General features: G+C 72.8%; 19 protein-coding genes. 2 read left to right on the plus strand and 17 right to left on the minus strand.

From position 1 onward, the window contains the following. Nucleotides 1-54: 54 nt before the first annotated feature. The 4 genes from ACFV61_RS06015 to leuA all read right to left on the minus strand — a co-directional run bounded on the left by ACFV61_RS06015 (nucleotide 55) and on the right by leuA (nucleotide 4,593). Nucleotides 55-894 carry an isoprenyl transferase gene (locus ACFV61_RS06015; RefSeq protein WP_380490349.1) on the minus strand — a complete coding sequence of 280 codons (840 nt, stop codon included), beginning with the start codon at nucleotides 892-894 and terminating at the stop codon, nucleotides 55-57. A 4-nt stretch (nucleotides 895-898) separates the two neighbouring features. Next, nucleotides 899-1,645 (minus strand): DNA repair protein RecO, encoded by a 747-nt coding sequence (gene recO, locus ACFV61_RS06020; RefSeq protein WP_063347510.1) that lies wholly within the window; start codon nucleotides 1,643-1,645, stop codon nucleotides 899-901. 248 nt (nucleotides 1,646-1,893) lie between these two features. Next, nucleotides 1,894-2,436 carry a TerB family tellurite resistance protein gene (locus ACFV61_RS06025; RefSeq protein WP_244293348.1) on the minus strand — a complete coding sequence of 181 codons (543 nt, stop codon included), beginning with the start codon at nucleotides 2,434-2,436 and terminating at the stop codon, nucleotides 1,894-1,896. 360 nt (nucleotides 2,437-2,796) lie between these two features. Next, nucleotides 2,797-4,593, minus strand: coding sequence for a 2-isopropylmalate synthase (leuA, locus tag ACFV61_RS06030; protein ID WP_380490351.1), 1,797 nt, complete (start codon nucleotides 4,591-4,593; stop codon nucleotides 2,797-2,799). A gap of 330 nt (nucleotides 4,594-4,923) precedes the next feature. Here leuA and ACFV61_RS06035 point away from each other — a divergent pair, with 330 nt between their 5' ends. Together ACFV61_RS06035 and ACFV61_RS06040 are read left to right on the plus strand one after the other, a co-directional pair. Beyond that, complete coding sequence (locus tag ACFV61_RS06035; RefSeq protein ID WP_380490353.1) at nucleotides 4,924-5,946, plus strand: M4 family metallopeptidase; 1,023 nt, start codon at nucleotides 4,924-4,926, stop codon at nucleotides 5,944-5,946. A 173-nt stretch (nucleotides 5,947-6,119) separates the two neighbouring features. Then, entirely contained in the window at nucleotides 6,120-6,386 is a 267-nt protein-coding gene (locus ACFV61_RS06040; RefSeq protein ID WP_063351090.1) for a protealysin inhibitor emfourin, read from the plus strand. A 77-nt stretch (nucleotides 6,387-6,463) separates the two neighbouring features. Here the strand turns inward: ACFV61_RS06040 and era are convergent, their stop codons facing one another. From era to dnaJ, 13 genes are all read right to left on the minus strand, one after another. Next, entirely contained in the window at nucleotides 6,464-7,393 is a 930-nt protein-coding gene (era, locus tag ACFV61_RS06045; protein WP_063347514.1) for a GTPase Era, read from the minus strand. 59 nt (nucleotides 7,394-7,452) lie between these two features. Continuing rightward, entirely contained in the window at nucleotides 7,453-7,611 is a 159-nt protein-coding gene (locus ACFV61_RS06050; protein WP_159398424.1) for a hypothetical protein, read from the minus strand. 162 nt (nucleotides 7,612-7,773) lie between these two features. Continuing rightward, nucleotides 7,774-8,127: a hypothetical protein gene (locus ACFV61_RS06055; RefSeq protein WP_063351091.1), complete on the minus strand. Its 354-nt coding sequence runs from the start codon at nucleotides 8,125-8,127 to the stop codon at nucleotides 7,774-7,776. Nucleotides 8,128-8,158: 31 nt separating this feature from the next. Beyond that, entirely contained in the window at nucleotides 8,159-8,704 is a 546-nt protein-coding gene (locus tag ACFV61_RS06060) for a DUF4383 domain-containing protein (RefSeq protein WP_063347515.1), read from the minus strand. An 18-nt stretch (nucleotides 8,705-8,722) separates the two neighbouring features. Then, nucleotides 8,723-8,959: a hypothetical protein gene (locus ACFV61_RS06065; protein ID WP_063351092.1), complete on the minus strand. Its 237-nt coding sequence runs from the start codon at nucleotides 8,957-8,959 to the stop codon at nucleotides 8,723-8,725. 33 nt (nucleotides 8,960-8,992) lie between these two features. Beyond that, complete coding sequence (locus ACFV61_RS06070; RefSeq protein ID WP_063347516.1) at nucleotides 8,993-10,318, minus strand: hemolysin family protein; 1,326 nt, start codon at nucleotides 10,316-10,318, stop codon at nucleotides 8,993-8,995. Between the two features lie 19 nt (nucleotides 10,319-10,337). Beyond that, entirely contained in the window at nucleotides 10,338-10,832 is a 495-nt protein-coding gene (gene ybeY, locus ACFV61_RS06075; protein WP_063347517.1) for an rRNA maturation RNase YbeY, read from the minus strand. A 14-nt stretch (nucleotides 10,833-10,846) separates the two neighbouring features. Further along, the gene (locus ACFV61_RS06080) at nucleotides 10,847-11,965 is read right to left on the minus strand and encodes a PhoH family protein (protein WP_380425444.1); all 1,119 of its coding nucleotides are present in this window, start codon (nucleotides 11,963-11,965) and stop codon (nucleotides 10,847-10,849) included. A gap of 176 nt (nucleotides 11,966-12,141) precedes the next feature. Further along, on the minus strand, nucleotides 12,142-13,065 hold the full coding sequence (locus ACFV61_RS06085; RefSeq protein ID WP_063347519.1) for a ribonuclease Z: 924 nt from the start codon (nucleotides 13,063-13,065) through the stop codon (nucleotides 12,142-12,144). A gap of 5 nt (nucleotides 13,066-13,070) precedes the next feature. Continuing rightward, on the minus strand, nucleotides 13,071-13,424 hold the full coding sequence (locus ACFV61_RS06090; RefSeq protein ID WP_063347520.1) for a histidine triad nucleotide-binding protein: 354 nt from the start codon (nucleotides 13,422-13,424) through the stop codon (nucleotides 13,071-13,073). A gap of 120 nt (nucleotides 13,425-13,544) precedes the next feature. Continuing rightward, nucleotides 13,545-16,781 carry a PDZ domain-containing protein gene (locus ACFV61_RS06095; RefSeq protein ID WP_380490355.1) on the minus strand — a complete coding sequence of 1,079 codons (3,237 nt, stop codon included), beginning with the start codon at nucleotides 16,779-16,781 and terminating at the stop codon, nucleotides 13,545-13,547. Between the two features lie 72 nt (nucleotides 16,782-16,853). Further along, on the minus strand, nucleotides 16,854-17,603 hold the full coding sequence (locus ACFV61_RS06100; protein ID WP_063347521.1) for a 16S rRNA (uracil(1498)-N(3))-methyltransferase: 750 nt from the start codon (nucleotides 17,601-17,603) through the stop codon (nucleotides 16,854-16,856). A gap of 114 nt (nucleotides 17,604-17,717) precedes the next feature. Continuing rightward, nucleotides 17,718-18,857 (minus strand): molecular chaperone DnaJ, encoded by a 1,140-nt coding sequence (dnaJ, locus tag ACFV61_RS06105; RefSeq protein WP_063347522.1) that lies wholly within the window; start codon nucleotides 18,855-18,857, stop codon nucleotides 17,718-17,720. Nucleotides 18,858-18,861: the final 4 nt, after the last annotated feature.

Genomic DNA, 18,861 nt, shown 5'->3' on the forward strand with positions numbered 1-18,861 from the left:
GGGCCCGTGGGAGCGATTCCCACGGGCCCTTCGCCGTACCGCCGCCGTACCGCGTCAGCGCTGGGTGGGCAGGTCCAGCGGCTCGGGCACCTCGTTCGGGATCGCCCCGCCGAAGCGGCGGTCGCGCCTCGCGTACTGCTCGCAGGCGCGCCACAGGTCGCGGCGGTCGAAGTCCGGCCAGAGCACGTCCTGGAACACGAACTCGGCGTACGCGGACTGCCAGAGCAGGAAGTTGGAGGTGCGCTGCTCGCCGCTGGGGCGCAGGAACAGGTCCACGTCCGGCATGTCCGGGTGGTACATGTACTTGGCGAGGGTCTTCTCGTTGACCTTCTTCGGGTCCAGCTTCCCGGCGGCGACGTCGGCCGCGAGGGCCGCCGCGGCGTCCGCGAGCTCGGCCCGGCCACCGTAGTTGACGCACATGTAGAGCGTGACGGCGTCGTTGTCCTTGGTCTGCTCCTCGGCGACCTGGAGCTCCTGGACGACGCTCTTCCACAGCTTGGGCATCCGGCCCGCCCAGCGGACCCGCACGCCCATCGCGTCCATCTCGTCGCGGCGGCGGTGGATGACGTCCCGGTTGAAGTTCATCAGGAACTTCACCTCGTCGGGCGAGCGCTTCCAGTTCTCGGTGGAGAACGCGTACAGCGAGATGTTCTTCACGCCGAGCTCGATCGCGCCCTTGAGGACGTCCAGCACGACGGACTCGCCGACCTTGTGGCCCTCGGTGCGGGGCAGTCCGCGCTCCTTGGCCCAGCGGCCGTTGCCGTCCATCACGATGGCGACGTGTTCGGGGACCAGCTCGCCGGGAATCTTCGGGGGCTTTGCGCCACTGGGGTGCGGGGTCGGGGGGAGGTACTCCCTCTGCTTGCCGCCGCCGAAGAGCCGTCGCGCTGCCATGTGCTCACTTCTCCACGTATCTCATCGAGCGGATGCCCCGCTCCAAATGCCACTGCAGATAGGCCGCGACCAGGCCGCTGCCCTCCCGCCAGTACCTCGGCTCGCAGGAATCGGCCGTCTGCCAGTCCCCTGACAGCAGCGCCCCGAGCAGTACCAGTGTCTCAGGGGAGGGTACGGCACATCCGGGCACTCGGCAGTCCGGGCAGAGGACCCCGCCTGCGGGAAGGGAGAAGAAACGGTTCGGCCCCTCCAGCCCGCATTTGGCGCAGTCCGTGAAGCTCGCGCCGTACCCGTTCACCGCGAGCGAGCGCAGCAGGAAGGCGTCCATCACCAGGTGCGACTCGTGCAGCCCGGCCGCCAGCGTGCGCAGGGCGCCCACCAGCAGCAGGTACTGCTGGACGGCCGGTTCGCCCTCGTTCTCGGCGAACCGCTCGGCCGTCTCCAGCATCGCCGTCCCGGCGGTGTAGCGGCCGTAGTCGGTGACGATCGAACCGCCGTACGGCGCGATCGTCTCCACCTGGGTGCACAGCGGCAACCCACGGCCGATCAGCTCACTCCCCCGACTGAAGAACTGCACGTCCACGTGCGAGAACGGCTCCAGCCGGGCGCCGAACTTGGACTTGGTCTTGCGCACCCCGCGCGCCACCGCCCGCACCTTGCCGTGGTGCCGGGTCAGCAGGGTGATGATCCGATCGGCCTCGCCGAGCTTCTGCGCCCGCAGCACGACGCCGTCGTCCCGGAAAAGACTCATGGGAACCATTCTCCCCCACGGCGCGCCCCGGCCGCCGACAGCCGTGTTGCCCGCACCGGGTCCGTGGGGGAGGACCGAGCGGTGCGGGTCACGGCGGGCCCGGAGGGGGATTTCGGGCCCGTTTTGTGGGGGATCGGAGATGGCTCGGGGGTTGCGCGGCAGGCCCGGGGCCCGGCACTGCGGGGCGGGCCCGGTTCTGCGGAGGAGGTTCCGTCCTGCGGGGGAGGTCCGGTTACTGCGGAGAAGGTCTAGTACGGAGCCCGGGTCGCCGCCTCCAGCAGCGCCCCGACCCGCGACTGCGGTAGATCCAGACAGCGCCCGACCGCGGCCAGCGCCTCGCGCTCCTGCGGCAGGTAGCGCCCGTCGGACAGGGCGATCGCCGCGCCCTGCAGCAGCAGCCGCTCCCGGCCCTGGTGGGCCAGGTGCGGGGCGAGCGGTTCGAGCACCGCGTGCAGTTCCACGGCCAGGCCGCCGGCCATCCCGTGGGCGTCGTAGAGTTCGCCGCCGAGCCCGGACAGCGCGGCGAGCGCGGCCAGCACCTGGGCCTCGCCGCAGTCCTCGAACCCGGCCTCGCGCACCGCCGTGCAGGCCGACTCGCGGGCCGCGCGGTGCGCGGTGCCGCCGGCCGCGAGCAGGGCGAGCGCGATGGTGTACTGCGCGTCCCGCAGCATCGCGCCGAGCCGTACGGAGGTGGGCTGTTCCAGGCTCTCGACGCCGTAGCGGCCGTGGCAGCTGGTGCACTGCACGCTGCCGATCACCGGGCCGAGCGGGGCCACCGGGGTCCCCAGCAACCGCAGCCACCGCCGGCCGTGCTGCCGGCGGTAGTTGCGGTCCCCGCCACAGCCCGGGCAGAAGAAGTCACCGAGAACGTCAGTCCGCCACCGCGGGCGAACACCCCACAACCTGGTCACGGCGCCACTCCCCAGACATGGCAGACGGCCTGCACAACAATGGGCAGGTCACGCGACCGGACACCGAGGCCGTCCCACCGACCCGGCTTTCCGGTGGATCGATGTTGCCATGGTTACCGGCACGTGTCAGTACCTCGAACGGCTTCCGACCCGAAAAAATGTGGCGCAGGACACAACTGGCCCCAGGTGCGGCGAAGGGCCGCCCCGGAGGACGGCCCCGCCACATCTCACTCGTACGAACTACCCGCGCTGTGCCCGGTTGACGGCGCTGATGATCGCCTTCAGCGAGGCCAGCACGGTGTTGGCGTCGATGCCGACGCCCCACAGCACCTTGCCGTCCACCGCGCACTCGACGTACGCGGCGGCCTGGGCGTCGCCGCCCTCGCTCAGCGCGTGCTCGGCGTAGTCCAGGACGCGGACGTCCAGGCCGATCCGGGCCAGCGCGTCCGTGAAGGCGGAGACCGGGCCGTTGCCGACACCGGTCAGGGTCACCGGTACCGAGTCCACCAGCGCGCCGGCGATCAGCGCGTCCCGGCCGTCCTCGGTGGTCAGGGTGCGCGAGCCGCTCAGCGAGATCCGGCCCCACGGGTTGTCCGGGGTCGGCAGGTACTCGTCCTCGAAGACCCGCCAGATCTCGGCCGGGGTGACCTCGCCGCCCTCGGCGTCGGTCTTGGCCTGGATGATCCGGGAGAACTCGATCTGCATCCGGCGCGGCAGGTCCAGCTTGTGGTCGTTCTTCAGGACGTACGCCACACCGCCCTTGCCGGACTGGCTGTTGACCCGGATGACCGCCTCGTAGGTGCGGCCGACGTCCTTCGGGTCGATCGGCAGGTACGGCACGCCCCAGGTGTGCTCCCCCACCGGGACGCCCACCGCCGCCGCGTCCGCCTCCAGGGCATCGAAGCCCTTCTTGATGGCGTCCTGGTGCGAGCCCGAGAAGGAGGTGTACACCAGGTCGCCGGCGTACGGGTGGCGCGGGTGCACCTCCATCTGGTTGCAGTACTCGGCGGTGCGGCGCACCTCGTCGATGTCGGAGAAGTCGATCTGCGGGTCGATGCCCTGCGAGAACAGGTTCATGCCCAGGGTCACCAGATCGACGTTGCCCGTCCGCTCGCCCTGGCCGAACAGGCAGCCCTCGATGCGGTCCGCGCCCGCCATGTAGGCCAGTTCGGCGGAGGCGACGGCGGTGCCGCGGTCGTTGTGCGGGTGCACCGACAGGCAGACGAACTCGCGGCGCGACAGGTTGCGCGACATCCACTCGAACTGGTCGGCCTGCACGTTCGGGGTGGCCCGCTCGATGGTGGCCGGCAGGTTCAGGATGATCTCGCGGCCCTCGCCCGGCTGCCAGACGTCCATGACCGCCTCGCAGACCTCCAGCGCGAAGTCCAGCTCGGTGTCCACGAAGATCTCCGGCGAGTACTGGTAGCCGAAGACGGTCTCCTCGCCCAGCAGCTTCTCGGCGTACTCCATCACCAGCCGGGTGCCGTCGGTGGCGATCGCCTTGGTGGCGGCCCGGTCGTTGCGGAACACCACCCGGCGGAACAGCGGCGCCGTCGCGTTGTACAGGTGGACCGTCGCGCGCGGGGCGCCGACCAGCGACTCGACGGTCTTCTCGATCAGCTCCTCGCGGGCCTGCGTCAGCACCGAGATGGTGACGTCCTCGGGGATCGCCCCCTCCTCGATCAGCGACCGCACGAAGGCGTGGTCGGTGGCGCCGGAGGACGGGAAGCCGACCTCGATCTCCTTGTAGCCCATCGCGACCAGCAGGTCGAACATCTTGCGCTTGCGGGCCGGGGACATCGGGTCGATCAGCGCCTGGTTGCCGTCCCGCAGGTCGGTGGAGAGCCAGCGCGGCGCCTTGGTGATCACCGTGCTCGGCCACGTGCGGTCCGGCAGGTCGACGGTGTCGAACGGCAGGTAGCGCCCGTACCGCATGCCGGAGGGCAGCTGGCGCACGGACGCGGCGGTGATCGGGGTGGGACGGTCGACGAAGGCGCGACCGGCGGGGATGGGCGCGGCGGAGCTCTGCTCGGTCATGGAATGACTCTCGGCTTCCTGTGATGCGTGGTGCGGGGGCGGGTCGGGGTGGTCAACACCGACTGGCCGGCAGCTGCCGCTCGCGACCCTCCGTTGGATCGCCGGATGACGCGCACAGCTCGATCCCCGCGGCGAGGGAGCCGGCCCTGTGGACTACAGGCCCTCGACGCGGCAGCTAAGAAGAAGCAGCCCGTTGCGCATGATGGCCCCAGCGTAACCCAGGGCCGCGCGCCCCCGAAGTGATCCGGGCCACCGTTCCACCCCTTGAGACACCGACCGGTCACGCCAAGAGTGGTGACAACCGGTCATCGAGGCCTCACCCTGGGCCACATGACTGCAGCAGTTCCGATCTGCGCGATCGTCCCGCCGTACGTCCTGGACCGCCTCGCCGAGGCCGGTCACGAGCCCGCCGTCCGCTCCCTCCTGCTCGACACCGCGCACCGCGCGGCCCGCCTCGCCCCTCCCCCGCCCGTCAGCACCGGCCCGGCCCCCAGCCGGTTGATCGCCGACACCGCCCACAGCCAGCGGCTGCCCGGCCGGACCGTCCGCACCGAGGGCCAGGCCCCGGTCGCCGACCAGTCCGTCAACCACGCCTACGACGGCCTCGGCGACACCTTCGCCCTGTACGCCACCGTCTTCGGCCGCCGCTCGATCGACAACCGGGGGCTGCGCCTGGACGCCACCGTGCACTACGGCCAGGACTACGACAACGCCTTCTGGAACGGCCACCAGATGGTCTTCGGCGACGGCGACGGCGAGATCTTCGGCGACTTCACCGCCTGCGTCGACGTCATCGGCCACGAACTCACCCACGGCGTCACCCAGTTCACCGCCGGCCTGCAGTACCAGGACCAGCCCGGCGCGCTCAACGAGTCGGTCTCCGACGTCTTCGGCTCGCTGGTCAAGCAGTACGCGCTGCGCCAGGACGCCGCCCACGCCGACTGGCTGATCGGCGCCGGACTGCTCGCCCCCGGCATCCAGGGCGTGGCGCTGCGCTCGATGAAGGCCCCCGGCACCGCCTACGACGACCCCCGGCTCGGCAAGGACCCGCAGCCCGCGCACATGCGGGACTACGTGGACACCACCGACGACAACGGCGGCGTGCACATCAACTCCGGCATCCCCAACCACGCGTTCTACCTGCTGGCCACCGCCCTCGGCGGCCAGGCCTGGGACCGCGCCGGACGGATCTGGTACGACGCCCTGACCGGCCACCAGCTGACCGCCGACGCCGACTTCACCGCCTTCGCCCGGGCCACCGTGGCCGCCGCCAAGGCCCGCTACCCCGACCAGTCCTCGGTCGCGGACACCGTGACGGCCTCCTGGGCGCAGGTGGGCGTCAGCCCCGGCTGAACCCTCCGGCGGCCCCTCCGGCGGCCCCTCCGGCGGCCCCCCCCGGCAGCCACGATGAAGGCCCCGGCGACGGCCCCGGCCGAGGACCGATTGAGACCAGGTTGAGCCGGGCTTAAGGTCACGGTCCGGGAAAAGACCGGCAAACTCCCTCCCCTGGTAGCACCATGGACACCATGCGTATCCAGGTGACCCGGACCGGCGGCTTCGCGGGGATCGTCCGCCATGCGGAACTCGACACCGTCGACCGCACGGACGCCCCGCACGTCCACGCGCTCGCCCGCGAGGCCGTCGCGGGCGGGCTGCGGGCGCCCTCGTACGGGGTGCCGGACGGCTTCCACTACGAGATCACCGTCGACGGCCGGACGGTCTACTGCGCCGACCCGAAGCTCACCGACTCGCAGCGCGAACTGGTGTCGCTGGTCCTGCGCGAGGGCGCGTAGCCCCACCGGCCCCCGGACATGCCGAAGGGCCCCCCGGGTCGAACCGATCCGGGCGGGCCTTCGCTGGGAGCCGGGGCTCAGAAGCCGAGCTTGCGCAGCTGCTTCGGGTCGCGCTGCCAGTCCTTGGCCACCTTGACGTGCAGGTCCAGGAAGACCGGCGTGCCGAGCAGCGCCTCGATGTGCTTGCGGGCGGTGGTGCCGACGTGCTTGAGCCGCGCGCCCTTGGCGCCGATGACGATCGCCTTCTGGCTCTGCCGCTCGATGTAGACGTTGGCGTGGATGTCCAGCAGCGGGCGGTCCGCCGGGCGGCCCTCGCGCGGGAGCATCTCCTCGACCACGACGGCCAGCGAGTGCGGCAGCTCGTCCCGGACGCCCTCCAGGGCGGCCTCGCGGATCAGCTCCGCGACCATGATCTGCTCGGGCTCGTCGGTGAGGTCGCCGTCCGGGTAGAGCGGCATGCCCTCCGGCAGCAGCTTGGTGATCAGGTCGCCGACCAGTTCCACCTGCTTGTCGCCGACGGCCGAGACCGGGATGATCTCGGCCCACTCGATGCCCAGTTCCTCACCGAGCTGGTGGATGGCGATCAGCTGCTCGGCGAGCCGCTTGGAGTCGACCAGGTCGGTCTTGGTGACGATGGCGACCTTGGGGGTCTTCTTGACCTCGGCGAGTTCCTTGGCGATGAACTTGTCGCCGGGGCCGAGCTTCTGGTCGGCGGGCAGGCAGAAGCCGATCACGTCGACCTCGGCCCAGGTGCTGCGGACCAGGTCGTTGAGGCGCTCGCCGAGCAGGGTGCGCGGCTTGTGCAGGCCGGGGGTGTCGACCAGGACGAGCTGGGAGTCCGGGCGGTGCACGATGCCGCGCACGGTGTGCCGGGTGGTCTGCGGGCGGTCGGAGGTGATCGCGACCTTCGTCCCCACCAGAGCGTTGGTCAGGGTCGACTTGCCCGCGTTGGGTCGGCCGACGAAGCACGCGAAGCCGGAGCGGTACGAGGAGGAAGGGGCACTCATGTGCTCCATTCTCCCTGATCACCGGAGTCGCGCTGCCCGGGCCCGCCCGCACCGCCCGATCAGCCCTTGCGACCGCCCCGCGAAACCACCGACATCACCACCAACAGGACCAGGAAGGCGACCGAACCCCAGAGCCAGTACGGCGAGCCGGTCTCCTGCCACTTGCCCATCCCCATCACGAACAGCAGCAGCCCGGCGAAGAACGCCACCGCCCCCATGTGCCCAGCCCCCTCACCGAGTTCACTCCCCCGGTGAGACTATCCGCTCGGTTCGGGCAGGTGTTCGCCAGGCCGCCGCCATCGCCCGCCATCGCCCGCCGCGGCAGGCCGCAGCGGGCCCTGAGCAGGCCCCGGCGGGCCTCAAGCAGCCCTCGGCAGCCCTCAGCGGGCCTCGGCCGCCACCCGCAGCGTCCCGTCCACACCGGCCAGCAGCACGGGCGTCCCGGCCCCGCCGAGGTCCCGGACGGCCGCCAGGTCGGCCTCGGCCGGCTGCTCCGCCTCGCTCACCACGGCCGCCGCCTCCAGCGACTTCGCACCGCTGGCCACCGCCATCGCCACCGCCGTCTGCAGCGCGCTCAGCCGCAGCGACTCCAGCGCGACCGTCCCGGCCACGTACGTCCGGCCGGTCTCGTCACGCACCGCGGCCCCCTCGGCGACGCCGTTGCGGGCGCGGGCCGAGCGGGCCAGGGTGATGATCTTCTTGTCTTCGGGGTCGAGCTCGACGATGTCACTCATGCCGCCGAGCATAGGCGGCCCCCGCGGCCGCTCAGTGGCCGACCGGGTGGGTCGGACCGGGGTTCGGGTTGAGGACCTTGACGAAGGTCTTCGGCCCGGACGGCCGCGCCGTCTCGTGCTCCGTGCGCTCGCGCCAGAACGGGTTGTCGTGCGGCAGGTGACTGCTCACCCGGCCGTACATCCCGAAGGTCGTCAGGATCACCCCGAAGATGAAGGCGAACAGCACGTTCGACATCCGGAAGTTCAGGATGTTGGCGTCCGGCCGCCCGAGCACCGCCAGGCCGTAGAAGCCGGACAGGACGAACAGCACGCCGACCACCATGTTCAGGTTGGACGCGAAGTTGCCGCCGACCACCGCCCCCGCCACCAGGATCGCGCCCGCCACGATGGACAGGATGCTCAGCGCCCCGTTGGTCGACAGCCCGGTGATCCGGTCACCGTGGGTGGCGAGGAAGCCCGGGTGATCGGCCAGCCCCAGGCACCCGAACACGATCAGGAAGATCCCCCCGAGCCCCGCCCCGATCCGCCACACCGTGGCGAGCCGGCTGTTCACGGGCAGTTCGTCTTGCAGCTTCATGGCGACCTCCACCACGGCCTAGCTGTAGGGATGGCTCCCCTGCATGTGCGGCACCTCGTGCATGTAGAGCGAACCGCACTGCTGGCAGCAGCGCAGCCCGGTGCCCCACTCCTGCTCGGGCCGCGTCTCGGCGTCGTCGGCCAGGCTGCGGCCGCAGAGCGCCGTCGCGGGGTCGCCGTCGCGCACCACGTGCCAGACCTTGACCCCGCCGGTCGCACCCTGCGGGCCGTACTCCGCGCGAAGTTGATGCGTCATGCTGTCCATGGTCGCTCCGCCGGGGCGCGACCGCTACTCGCCGGGCTCCGCCCCGGCCTCCGCGGCCTTGCGGACCGGGGTCGCGACCATCGAGCCGATCCGGTTGCGGCGCCCGGCCGAGGACTCGGCGGTCAGCAGGATGCCGGTCAGCCCGGTGCCGGCGGGCTCGGGCAGCGGGATCTCGCAGGCCGAGCCGGGGATCGGCACCCGGCCGAGGTGCTTGGCCAGCAGGCCGCCGACGGTCTCGACGTCCTCGTCCTCCAGCTCGATGCCGAACAGCTCGCCCAGGTCCTCCACCAGCAGCCGGGCGGTGATCCGGTACGAGCCGTCGCCGAGGTCCTCCACCGGCGCGATCTCCCGGTCGTACTCGTCGGTGATCTCGCCGACGATCTCCTCCAGGACGTCCTCGATGGTGACCAGGCCGGCCGTGCCGCCGTACTCGTCGATCACGATCGCCACGTGCGAGCGGCGCTGCTGCATCTCGCGCAGCAGGTCGCCGGCCGGCTTGGAGTCCGGTACGAAGACGGCCGGGCGCATCACCGCGCCGACCTCCTCGGACTCCGCCTCCCGGTTGATGTGGGTGCGCCGGACCAGGTCCTTCAGGTAGACGATGCCGACCACGTCGTCCTCGCTGTCCCCGACCACGGGGATCCGCGAGAAGCCCGAGCGCAGCGCCAGGGTGAGCGCCTGCCGGACGGTCTTGTGCCGCTCGATCATCACCAGGTCGGTGCGCGGCACCATCACCTCGCGGACGATGGTGTCGCCCAGCTCGAAGACCGAGTGCACCATCCGGCGCTCCTCGTCCTCGATCAGGTCGTCCTTCTCGGCGAGGTCGACCAGCGCCCGCAGTTCGGCCTCGGAGGCGAACGGCCCCTCCCGGTAGCCCTTGCCCGGGGTCAGCGCGTTGCCGAGCAGGATCAGCAGCCGCGGGATCGGGCCGAGCACCGCGGCCAGCGGCAGCAGCACGAAGGAGGCGGCGGTCGCGGTGGTGAGCGGGTGCTGGCGCCCGATCGTGCGCGGCGAGACCCCCACCGCGACGAAGGACACCAGCACCATCACGCCGAACGCCAGCAGCACGGCCTGCCAGATCGGCTCCACGTTGCGCACGCACACCACGGTGACCAGGACGGCCGCCGCCATCTCGCTGGCCACCCGGATCAGGGTCGCCAGGTTGAGGTAGCGGATCGGGTCGGAGGCGACGGTCAGCAGCCGGGCCGAGCCGCGCCGCCCGGCCCGCACGGCCTCCTCCGCCCGGAACCGGGAGACCCGGGAGATGCCCGCCTCGGCGCACGCGGCCAGCCAGCCGAGGACGACGAGGAGCACGGCACCGAGGATGAAGCTCGTACTTTCACCACTCACAGGGGTTCGGGCTCCGCGCTCAGTGGGTGGTGGGGGCCGGGGAGAGACCACCGAGGCCCCGGCCCGCCCGCCAGTCGTCCAGGATGCGCTTCTGGAGGGCGAACATCTCCTCCTCCTCCTCGGGCTCCTCGTGGTCGTACCCGAGGACGTGCAGCACCCCGTGGACGGTGAGCAGTTGGAGCTCCTCGTCCATCGAGTGCTTGGAGGGGGCCGCCTTGCCCTGCTGCTCGGCGACCTCCGGGCAGAGCACGATGTCGCCGAGCAGGCCCTGCGGCAGCTCCTCGCCCTCCTTGCCGGGGCGCAGCTCGTCCATGGGGAAGGACATCACGTCGGTGGGGCCGGGGAGGTCCATCCACTGGATGTGCAGCTCCTCCATCGCCGCTCCGTCCACCAGGATCACGGACAGTTCGGACTGCGGGTGGATCCGCATCTTGTCCAGGGCGAAGCGGGCGACGTCGAGGATGGCTTCCTCATCGGCGTCCCAACCGGACTCGTTGGCGATGTCGATCGACATGACGGGCTGCGTACTCAGCTTTCGGTGCGATGGGACTGACGGGGTGCGCGGGAGCCGCGCCGCTGGGCCGGCTTGCGGGCGGGCGAGGGGTTCTCCTCGGCCTCCTGCTTGGCGTCCCAGCGTTCGTAGGCGTCCACGATCCGGCCGACCAGCTTGTGGCGGACCACGTCGGTGCTGGTGAGGACGGAGAAGTGGATGTCGGGCACGTCGGCCAGGATGTCCTGGACGACCTTGAGGCCGCTGCGGGTGCCGCCCGGGAGGTCGATCTGGCTGGTGTCGCCGGTGACGACCACCCGGGAGTTGAAACCGAGGCGGGTGAGGAACATCTTCATCTGCTCGGGCGAGGTGTTCTGGGCCTCGTCCAGGATGATGAAGGCGTCGTTGAGGGTGCGGCCGCGCATGTAGGCCAGCGGCGCGACCTCGATGGTGCCGGCCGCCATCAGGCGCGGGATGGAGTCCGGGTCCATCATGTCGTGCAGCGCGTCGTACAGCGGGCGCAGGTACGGGTCGATCTTCTCGTAGAGGGTGCCGGGCAGGAAGCCCAGCCGCTCCCCCGCCTCGACGGCCGGGCGGGTCAGGATGATCCGGTTGACCTCCTTGGCCTGGAGGGCCTGGACGGCCTTGGCCATCGCGAGGTAGGTCTTGCCGGTGCCGGCCGGGCCGAGGCCGAAGACGATCGTGTGCTTGTCGATCGCCTCGACGTAGCGCTGCTGGTTGAGGGTCTTGGGGCGGATCGTGCGGCCCCGGTTGGACAGGATGTTCGCGGTGAACACCTGGGACGGCGCCGGGCTGTCCGGGTCCTCCGCGGCACCGCGGAGCATGGCGATGGAGCGCTCCACGGAATCCTCCGTCAAGGGCTGGCCGGTGCGCAGCACCAGCATCATCTCGGTGAAGAGCCGCTGCACGAGGGCGACCTCGGCGCGCGCTCCGGTGGCGGTCACCTCGTTGCCGCGGACGTGGATGTCGGCGGCGGGAAAGCCCTGCTCGATCACGCGCAGCAGCGAGTCCGCCGTGCCGAGCAGGGTGACCATCGGGTGCTTCTCGGGGATGACGATCCGGGCGCTGACGCGACCGTCGTCGGCCGGTTCGGGGCGCGACTGTCCGTTCGTACGGGTCTGCGATGTGTCACTCATAGGTCGGCGCTGGGCCTGCCTCATCCCATCCGTGGTGTCGTGTGCCGATCGGTCTCTCCGGGGCACCAGGGTACGCCGCGCACGTGGTCGCCGCGGCGGGCGGCGGGGCCGCACCCGACGATGCTGCGGCAGATCGGGGAGCGGCGCGAGCGCTTTTCACGGGGTGCGGGCCGGGTTCACGGCTGGCGCCGGACGGGGACGGGCACCCGGGCGAGGTCGGCGGCGAGCACCAGCTCGCCGTCGAAGTGCTTGCGGGCGTCGGCCAGATGCTGGCCCAGGTCCGGGTAGCGCTGGGAGAAGTGGGTCAGCACCAGGGTGCGCACGCCGGCCTCGGCGGCGGCCTTGGCGGCCTGCCCGGCGGTGAGGTGGCCGTGCTCCTCGGCGAGCCGGGAGTCGGCGTCGGTGAAGGTCGACTCGGCGACCAACAGGTCGGCGCCCTCGGCGAGTTCGTACACGCCGTCGCAGAGCCGGGTGTCCATCACGAAGGCGAAGCGCTGGCCCGGCCGGGGCTCGCTGACCTCCTCCAGGGTGACCCGCCGGCCGTCCGCCTCGATCGCCCCCTCGTGCTGGAGGCGGCCGACCGCGGGGCCGAAGACGCCCAGCGCGGCGAGGCGTTCGGGCACCAGGCGGCGGCCGTCCGGCTCGGACAGCCGGTAGCCGAAGGACTCCACGGGGTGGGACAGCCGCACGGCGTCCAGCGCGAAGCGGGCGCCAGGCGCGGGCAGCGGGCCCGGCTCGTCGATCGGCCGGGGCCGCAGGACGGCCGTCTCGTGGTAGGCGGTGGCGTGCCGCAGCCGCTCGAAGTAGACCTCGCCGGAGGCCGGGAAGTAGACGTCCACCGGGTGGGGGACGCGGTCCAGGTTGATCCGCTGGATCACCCCGGCGAGGCCCAGGCAGTGGTCGCCGTGGAAATGCGTGACGGCGATCCGGGTGATCTGGGTGGCCGAGACGCCGGCCAGCAGCATCTGCCGCTGGGTGCCCTCGCCGGGGTCGAACAGCAGGCCCTCGCCGTCCCAGCGGAGCAGGTAGCCGTTGTGGTTGCGGTGCCGGGTGGGCACCTGGCTGGCGGTGCCGAGGACGACGAGTTCGCGCTGTGACACGTAGGTCAGACCATGCTCTCGGTCATCGGCTTGCCGCCGAGCACGTGGACGTGGGCGTGGAAGACCGTCTGGCCGGCGCCGGCCCCGGTGTTGAAGATCAGCCGGTAGTCCTCGACGCCCTCGTCCCTGGCCACCGCGCCCGCCTCGGCGAGGAGTTCACCGGCGATCTCCGGCTCGGCGGCGGCCAGCGCGGCGGCGTTCGGGTAGTGGACGTGCGGGATGACCAGGACGTGCAGCGGCGCCTTGGGGGCGATGTCGCGGAAGGCGAGGACGCGCTCGGTCTTGCGCACCACGGTCGCCGGGATCTCGCCCGCAACGATCTTGCAGAACAGGCAGTCGGGCTGCGGCTCGCCGGCCATCGGCTTCTCCTCGGTTCGTGTCTGGTCTGGGGCCGTACGGGCGCAGCCTAGCGGGAAGTCGGCCGGGCCGACCTCCCGTTCGGCTGCTCTCCCGCCCGCCGAGGGCGACGGGGGCGTGCCCTACGCCCAGGGCATCGGCGGGGCCGTGCGGGGCGGGGCCGCGGCGAGCGCGGCGAGGGCGATCCGCACGCCCTCGGCCAGCTGCGGGTCCTCGCCGGCGGCCCACTGGTGCGGGGCCATCGGCACCTCGACGTCCGGGTCGACGCCGTGGTTCTCCACGCCCCAGCCGTAGTTCTCCAGCCAGTACGCGTACTTGGGCTGGGTGACGAGGGTGCCGTCGACCAGGTGGTAGCGGCTGTCGATGCCGATCACCCCGCCCCAGGTGCGGGTGCCGACCACCGGGCCGATGCCGAGCGTCTGGATGACGGCGTTGACGACGTCGCCGTCCGAGCCGGAGAACTCGTTGGCGAGCGCGACGACCGGCCCGCGCGGGGCGTCGAGGGGGTAGGGCACCGGGTGGTCGGTGTCCCGGATGGCGTTCCAGCCGACGATCCGGCGGGCGAGCTTCTCGATCACCAGCTGCGAGGTGTGGCCGCCGCGGTTCTCCCGGACGTCGACGATCACGCCGTCCCTGGCCAGCTCCACGGCCAGGTCGCGGTGGATCTGGGCCCAGCCGGCCGACTGCATGTCGGGGATGTGCAGGTAGCCGAGCCGGCCGCCGGACAGCTCGCGCACCGCGGCCCGCCGACCGGCCACCCAGTCGTGGTAGCGCAGCGGCTCCTCGTCGGCGATCGGGACGACCACCGGGTGGCGCTGGTCGGTGCCGTCCTTGCCGGCCACGGTCAGCTCGACCGGCTGCCCGGCGGTGCCGGCCAGCAGCGGGGCCGGGCCGGTGACCGGGTCCACCGGGCGGCCGTTGACGGCGAGGACCGCGTCGCCCGGGCGGATCGCGGCGCCGGGCGCGGCCAGCGGCGAGCGGGCCCGGGGGTCGGAGGACTCGCCGGGCAGGATGCGGGCGATCCGCCACCGGTCGCCGTCCCTGGCGAGATCCGCGCCGAGCAGGCCCTGGCGCCGGGCGGGCTCGGTGTACCGGCCGTACGGGACGACGTAGGCGTGCGAGGTGCCGAGTTCGCCGTGCACCTCCCAGAGCAGGTCGACCAGGTCGTCGTGCGAGCCGAGGCGTTCCACGAGCGGCCGGTAGCGGTCCAGCACGCCGGCCCAGTCGACGCCGCCGAGGTCGGGGCGCCAGAAGTTGTCGCGCATCAGGCGGCCGTTCTCGGCGTACATCTGCCGCCACTCGGCGGCCGGGTCGACGGTGACCCGCAGCCGGGTCAGGTCGACGCCCACCTCGTCGTCCTCGCCGCCCGCCTTGTGCTCGGCCGGGACGATCCGCAGCTCGCCCCCGTCCAGCACGGCCACCCGGGTGCCGTCCCCGCTGACCACGAAGCCGTCCACGCCGTGCACCAGTTGCTCGACGCGGCGCTTCTTCAGGTCGAAGCGCTCCAGCACCGGCCGGGGCCGCTCGTCCTCGGGCGAGGCCGCCTCGTCGCCGAGTTCGCCGAGCAGCGGGGCGCGGGTCCACAGCACGCCGTCCTTGGCGGCCCTGAGCGCGTCGAACCGGCCGCCCTCGACCGGGAACGGGACGATCCGGTCCGCGATGCCGTCCAGGTCGACCCTGGTCACCGGCGCGGCGTCGCCGGCGGCCTCCTCGCCGTCCGCCTTCCTGCCGCGCGACTCGTCCTCCTCCCCGCCGAGCGGGCGCCCGGCCCGCTGCGGCCCGAACGGGGACGGCGTGTCGGCGGCCAGCGTGATCAGGTACGGGCGGCAGCCGTTGGGGAACGACAGGTCGAAGACGTGCGAGTCGTAGACCGGGTCGAAGTTGCGCACCGACAGGAACGCCAGGTAGCGGCCGTCCGCGGTGAAGGCCGGCGAGGTGTCGATGAAGCGCTCCTGGGTGACCTCGCCGACCGTCCGGGTCGCCAGGTCGGCCAGCACGATCTGGCGCAGCGAGTACGGGCCCAGCCGGTGCACCGGCCGCGACCAGGCCAGCCAGGCCGAGTCCGGGCTGAAGGCCAGCCCGCCGACCTCGCCGTCGGCGCTGCGGTCCAGCTCGTGCACGGTGCCGTCGGCGAGCGCGACCAGCAGGACCCGGCCGTCGTGCACGCCGAGCGCGGCCTGCCTGCCATCCGGGGACACCGCCAGGGAGTTGACCCGGCCGATCCGCCCGGCAGCCAGCCGGCGGCGCTCGGCGCCCTGGGCGTCGGGGGCGAACTCCAGCGCGTCCTCGCCCTCGGCGTCGGACACCCACAGCACGCCCTGGGCGCCGTCCTCGCCCGGCACCACCCGGGCCAGCCGCCCGCGCACCCCCGGGGTCTCGTCCAGCACCCGGGCCGGGCCCTCGCGGTGGGTCAGCCAGTGCACGTCGCCGCGCACCACCACGGCGCCGGCCCGGCCTGTGCGGTCGGGAGCGGCGGACTCCAGCCAGTGCGCGGCGTGCACCGGGCGGGGGCGGCGGCCGCTGCGCGGGCCGGCCAGCCGGATGTCGAGGCGGCGGGGCGCGGCTCCCGCCAGGTCGTCCAGCAGCCAGACGTCGCCGGCCCGGTGGAACACCGCCCGGGTGCCGTCGGTGCCGGCGTTGCGGGCGTAGAAGCCGTCCGGGTCGGTGGTGTGGCGGCGCAGGTCGGAGCCGTCCGGGAGGCTGGAGTAGAGCTCGCCGACGCCCTCGTGGTCGGAGAGGAAGGCGATCCGCTCCCCCACCCACAGCGGCGAGTCGAGCTGGCCGTCCAACTCCTCGTGGACGCGGACGAATTCGTCCCGCCCGATCCACAACTTGCCCGCCCGGCCGCCCCGGTAGCGCTTCCACCAGGCCGGCTCGCGGTTGTTGACGGTGCCCAGCAGCACGCGGTCGCCGCCCGGCTCGAAGGCGAGCCCGCCGACCGGCCCGTACGGCAGCCGCACCGACTCGCCGCCGTCCAGCGGCACGGCGTGCGCCCAGCTGCGGCGCAGGGTCGCCTCACCGGCGGTGGTGAGGGCGATCGGGCGCCCGTCGGCCGTCCAGCCCCGCACCTCGGTCTGCTCGCTGCCCCAGTGGGTGAGCCGCCGGGACGGCCCGCCGTCCACCGGCACCACGTGCACCTCGGGCGCGCCGTCCCGGGTGGAGGTGAAGGCGATGTGCCGCCCGTCGGGGGCGAACCGGGGGTGTCGGACGGGCAGGTGATCGGCCGTCAGCCGCCAGGCCCGGCCACCGTCCAGCGGGGCCAGCCAGACGTCGTCCTCGGCGACGAAGGTGACCAGGTCACCGTGCAGATGGGGGTGGCGCAGGTAGGCGCCCGCAGAGGTGCTCAGGGGTTCCGTCACGCGGTCAGCGTAGGCACGCGCGCGCACGGCGCGGGCCGGTTCGGGCAGACTCCGACCACACGGGCGGGCCGGCTACGACCAGCGGCCGGTGCGCCCCAGCAGCAGGGCGCCGGCGGCCACCCCGGCGGTGGAGGTGCGCAGCACCGAGGGGCCCAGCCGGTACGGCCCGGCGCCCGCCTCGGCGAACGCGGCCAGCTCCTCCGGGGAGACCCCGCCCTCCGGGCCGACCACCAGCACCACGTCCCCGGCCGCGGGCAGCGCGGCCAGCGCCAGCGGCTCGGCGCCCTCCTCGTGCAGCACGGCGGCGAACGCGGCCTGGGCCAGCAGCGGCGCCAGCTGCCGGGTGGTCGCCGGCTCGCGCACCTCGGGGAAGCGCAGCCGGCGGGACTGCTTGCCGGCCTCCCGGGCGGTGGCCCGCCACTTGGCCAGCGCCTTGGCGCCCCGCTCGCCCTTCCACTGCGTGATGCAGCGCGAGGCGGCCCACGGGACGATCACGTCCACGCCGACCTCGGTCATGGTCTCCACCGCGAGCTCGCCGCGGTCGCCCTTGGGCAGCGCCTGGACGACGACGATCCGCGGCGCCGGCTCGGGCTCCCGGCGGACGGCGGCCACCGTGACGTCGATCGCGTCCTTGCCGAGCACCGCGGCGACCGTCCCGTCCACCCCGAGGCCCAGCCCGTCGGCGAGGGTCACCGCCTCGCCCGCCGCCAGCCGCTTCACCGCGGCCGCGTGCCGCCCCTCCGGCCCGTCGAGGCGCACCACGGAGCCGGGCGCGGCGGCGGCGATCCGCTCGGTCTCGACGACGAAGACGGGGGCGGTCATGCGGGGAACCTCCGGGGGGTGGGGCGGATCGGGAACGCGAAAGGGGCGCCGGGCAGAACCCGGCACCCCCGCGCGGACGGCCAGGGCCTGGCGGCCCGGGCTGGGTCCTAGGGCCTAGCGGCCGTTGAACGCGTCCTTGAGGCGCGAGAACAGGCCCTGCTGGCCCGGCGCGAACTGGCCGGACGGCCGCTCCTCGCCGCGCAGCACCGCGAGCCGGCGCAGCAGCTCCTCCTGCTCGGGGTCGAGCTTGGTGGGCGTCTGCACCTCGACATGCACTATCAGGTCGCCTCGGCCGCCGCCGCGCAGGTGCGTGATGCCGCGGCCGTGCAGCGGGATCGACTGGCCGGACTGGGTGCCGGGCCGGATGTCGAGCTCCTCCAGCCCGTCCAGGGTCTGCAACGGCACCTGGGTGCCGAGGGACGCGGCCGTCATCGGGATGGTGACGGTGCAGTGCAGATCGTCCCCGCGCCGCTGGAAGACGGTGTGGGTGGTCTCGGCGATCTCGACGTACAGGTCGCCGGCCGGGCCGCCGCCGGGGCCGACCTCGCCCTCGCCGGCCAGCTGGATCCGGGTGCCGTTGTCGACACCGGCCGGGATCTTGACCGTCAGGGTGCGCCGGGCGCGGACCCTGCCGTCGCCGGCGCACTCCGGGCACGGGGTCGGCACGACGGTGCCGAAGCCCTGGCACTGCGGGCAGGGCCGGGAGGTCATGACCTGGCCCAGGAACGACCGGGTGACCTGGGAGACCTCGCCCCTGCCGCGACACATGTCGCAGGTCTGCGCGGAGGTGCCGGGGGCCGCGCCCTCACCGCTGCACGTGGTGCAGGTGACGGCCGTGTCGACCTGGAGTTCCTTGGTGGTGCCGAAGGCGGCCTCCTCCAGGGTGATCTCCAGCCGGATCATGGCGTCCTGGCCGCGGCGGGTGCGCGAGCGCGGGCCGCGCTGGCCGGCCGCGGCGCCGAAGAAGGCGTCCATGATGTCGGAGAAGCCGAAGCCGGCCGCCCCCGCGCCGAAGCCGCCCGCGCCCCCGCCGCCCGGCGAGAGCGGGTCACCGCCGAGGTCGTAGACCTGGCGCTTCTGCGGGTCGGAGAGCACCTCGTAAGCGGCGTTGATCTCCTTGAACCGCTCCTGCGTCTTCGGGTCCGGGTTGACGTCCGGGTGCAGTTCGCGTGCCAGGCGTCGGAAGGCCTTCTTGATCTCGTCCTGCCCCGCATCCCGTCGGACGCCGAGTACCGCGTAGTAGTCCGTGGCCACCAAA

Origin of the sequence: Kitasatospora sp. NPDC059817, from assembly GCF_042731835.1 — a bacterium.
GTDB lineage: Bacteria > Actinomycetota > Actinomycetes > Streptomycetales > Streptomycetaceae > Kitasatospora.

Excerpts from the sequence above, each read along its gene's own strand:
- ACFV61_RS06015 (WP_380490349.1), bottom strand. The coding sequence starts at position 894 with ATGGCAGCGCGACGGCTCTTCGGCGGCGGCAAGCAGAGGGAGTACCTC.
- recO (WP_063347510.1), bottom strand. The coding sequence starts at position 1,645 with ATGAGTCTTTTCCGGGACGACGGCGTCGTGCTGCGGGCGCAGAAGCTC.
- leuA (WP_380490351.1), bottom strand. The coding sequence starts at position 4,593 with ATGACCGAGCAGAGCTCCGCCGCGCCCATCCCCGCCGGTCGCGCCTTC.
- ACFV61_RS06035 (WP_380490353.1), top strand. The coding sequence starts at position 4,924 with ATGACTGCAGCAGTTCCGATCTGCGCGATCGTCCCGCCGTACGTCCTG.
- ACFV61_RS06040 (WP_063351090.1), top strand. The coding sequence starts at position 6,120 with ATGCGTATCCAGGTGACCCGGACCGGCGGCTTCGCGGGGATCGTCCGC.
- era (WP_063347514.1), bottom strand. The coding sequence starts at position 7,393 with ATGAGTGCCCCTTCCTCCTCGTACCGCTCCGGCTTCGCGTGCTTCGTC.
- ACFV61_RS06050 (WP_159398424.1), bottom strand. The coding sequence starts at position 7,611 with ATGGGGGCGGTGGCGTTCTTCGCCGGGCTGCTGCTGTTCGTGATGGGG.
- ACFV61_RS06055 (WP_063351091.1), bottom strand. The coding sequence starts at position 8,127 with ATGAGTGACATCGTCGAGCTCGACCCCGAAGACAAGAAGATCATCACC.
- ACFV61_RS06060 (WP_063347515.1), bottom strand. The coding sequence starts at position 8,704 with ATGAAGCTGCAAGACGAACTGCCCGTGAACAGCCGGCTCGCCACGGTG.
- ACFV61_RS06065 (WP_063351092.1), bottom strand. The coding sequence starts at position 8,959 with ATGACGCATCAACTTCGCGCGGAGTACGGCCCGCAGGGTGCGACCGGC.
- ybeY (WP_063347517.1), bottom strand. The coding sequence starts at position 10,832 with ATGTCGATCGACATCGCCAACGAGTCCGGTTGGGACGCCGATGAGGAA.
- ACFV61_RS06080 (WP_380425444.1), bottom strand. The coding sequence starts at position 11,965 with ATGAGTGACACATCGCAGACCCGTACGAACGGACAGTCGCGCCCCGAA.
- ACFV61_RS06090 (WP_063347520.1), bottom strand. The coding sequence starts at position 13,424 with ATGGCCGGCGAGCCGCAGCCCGACTGCCTGTTCTGCAAGATCGTTGCG.
- ACFV61_RS06100 (WP_063347521.1), bottom strand. The coding sequence starts at position 17,603 with ATGACCGCCCCCGTCTTCGTCGTCGAGACCGAGCGGATCGCCGCCGCC.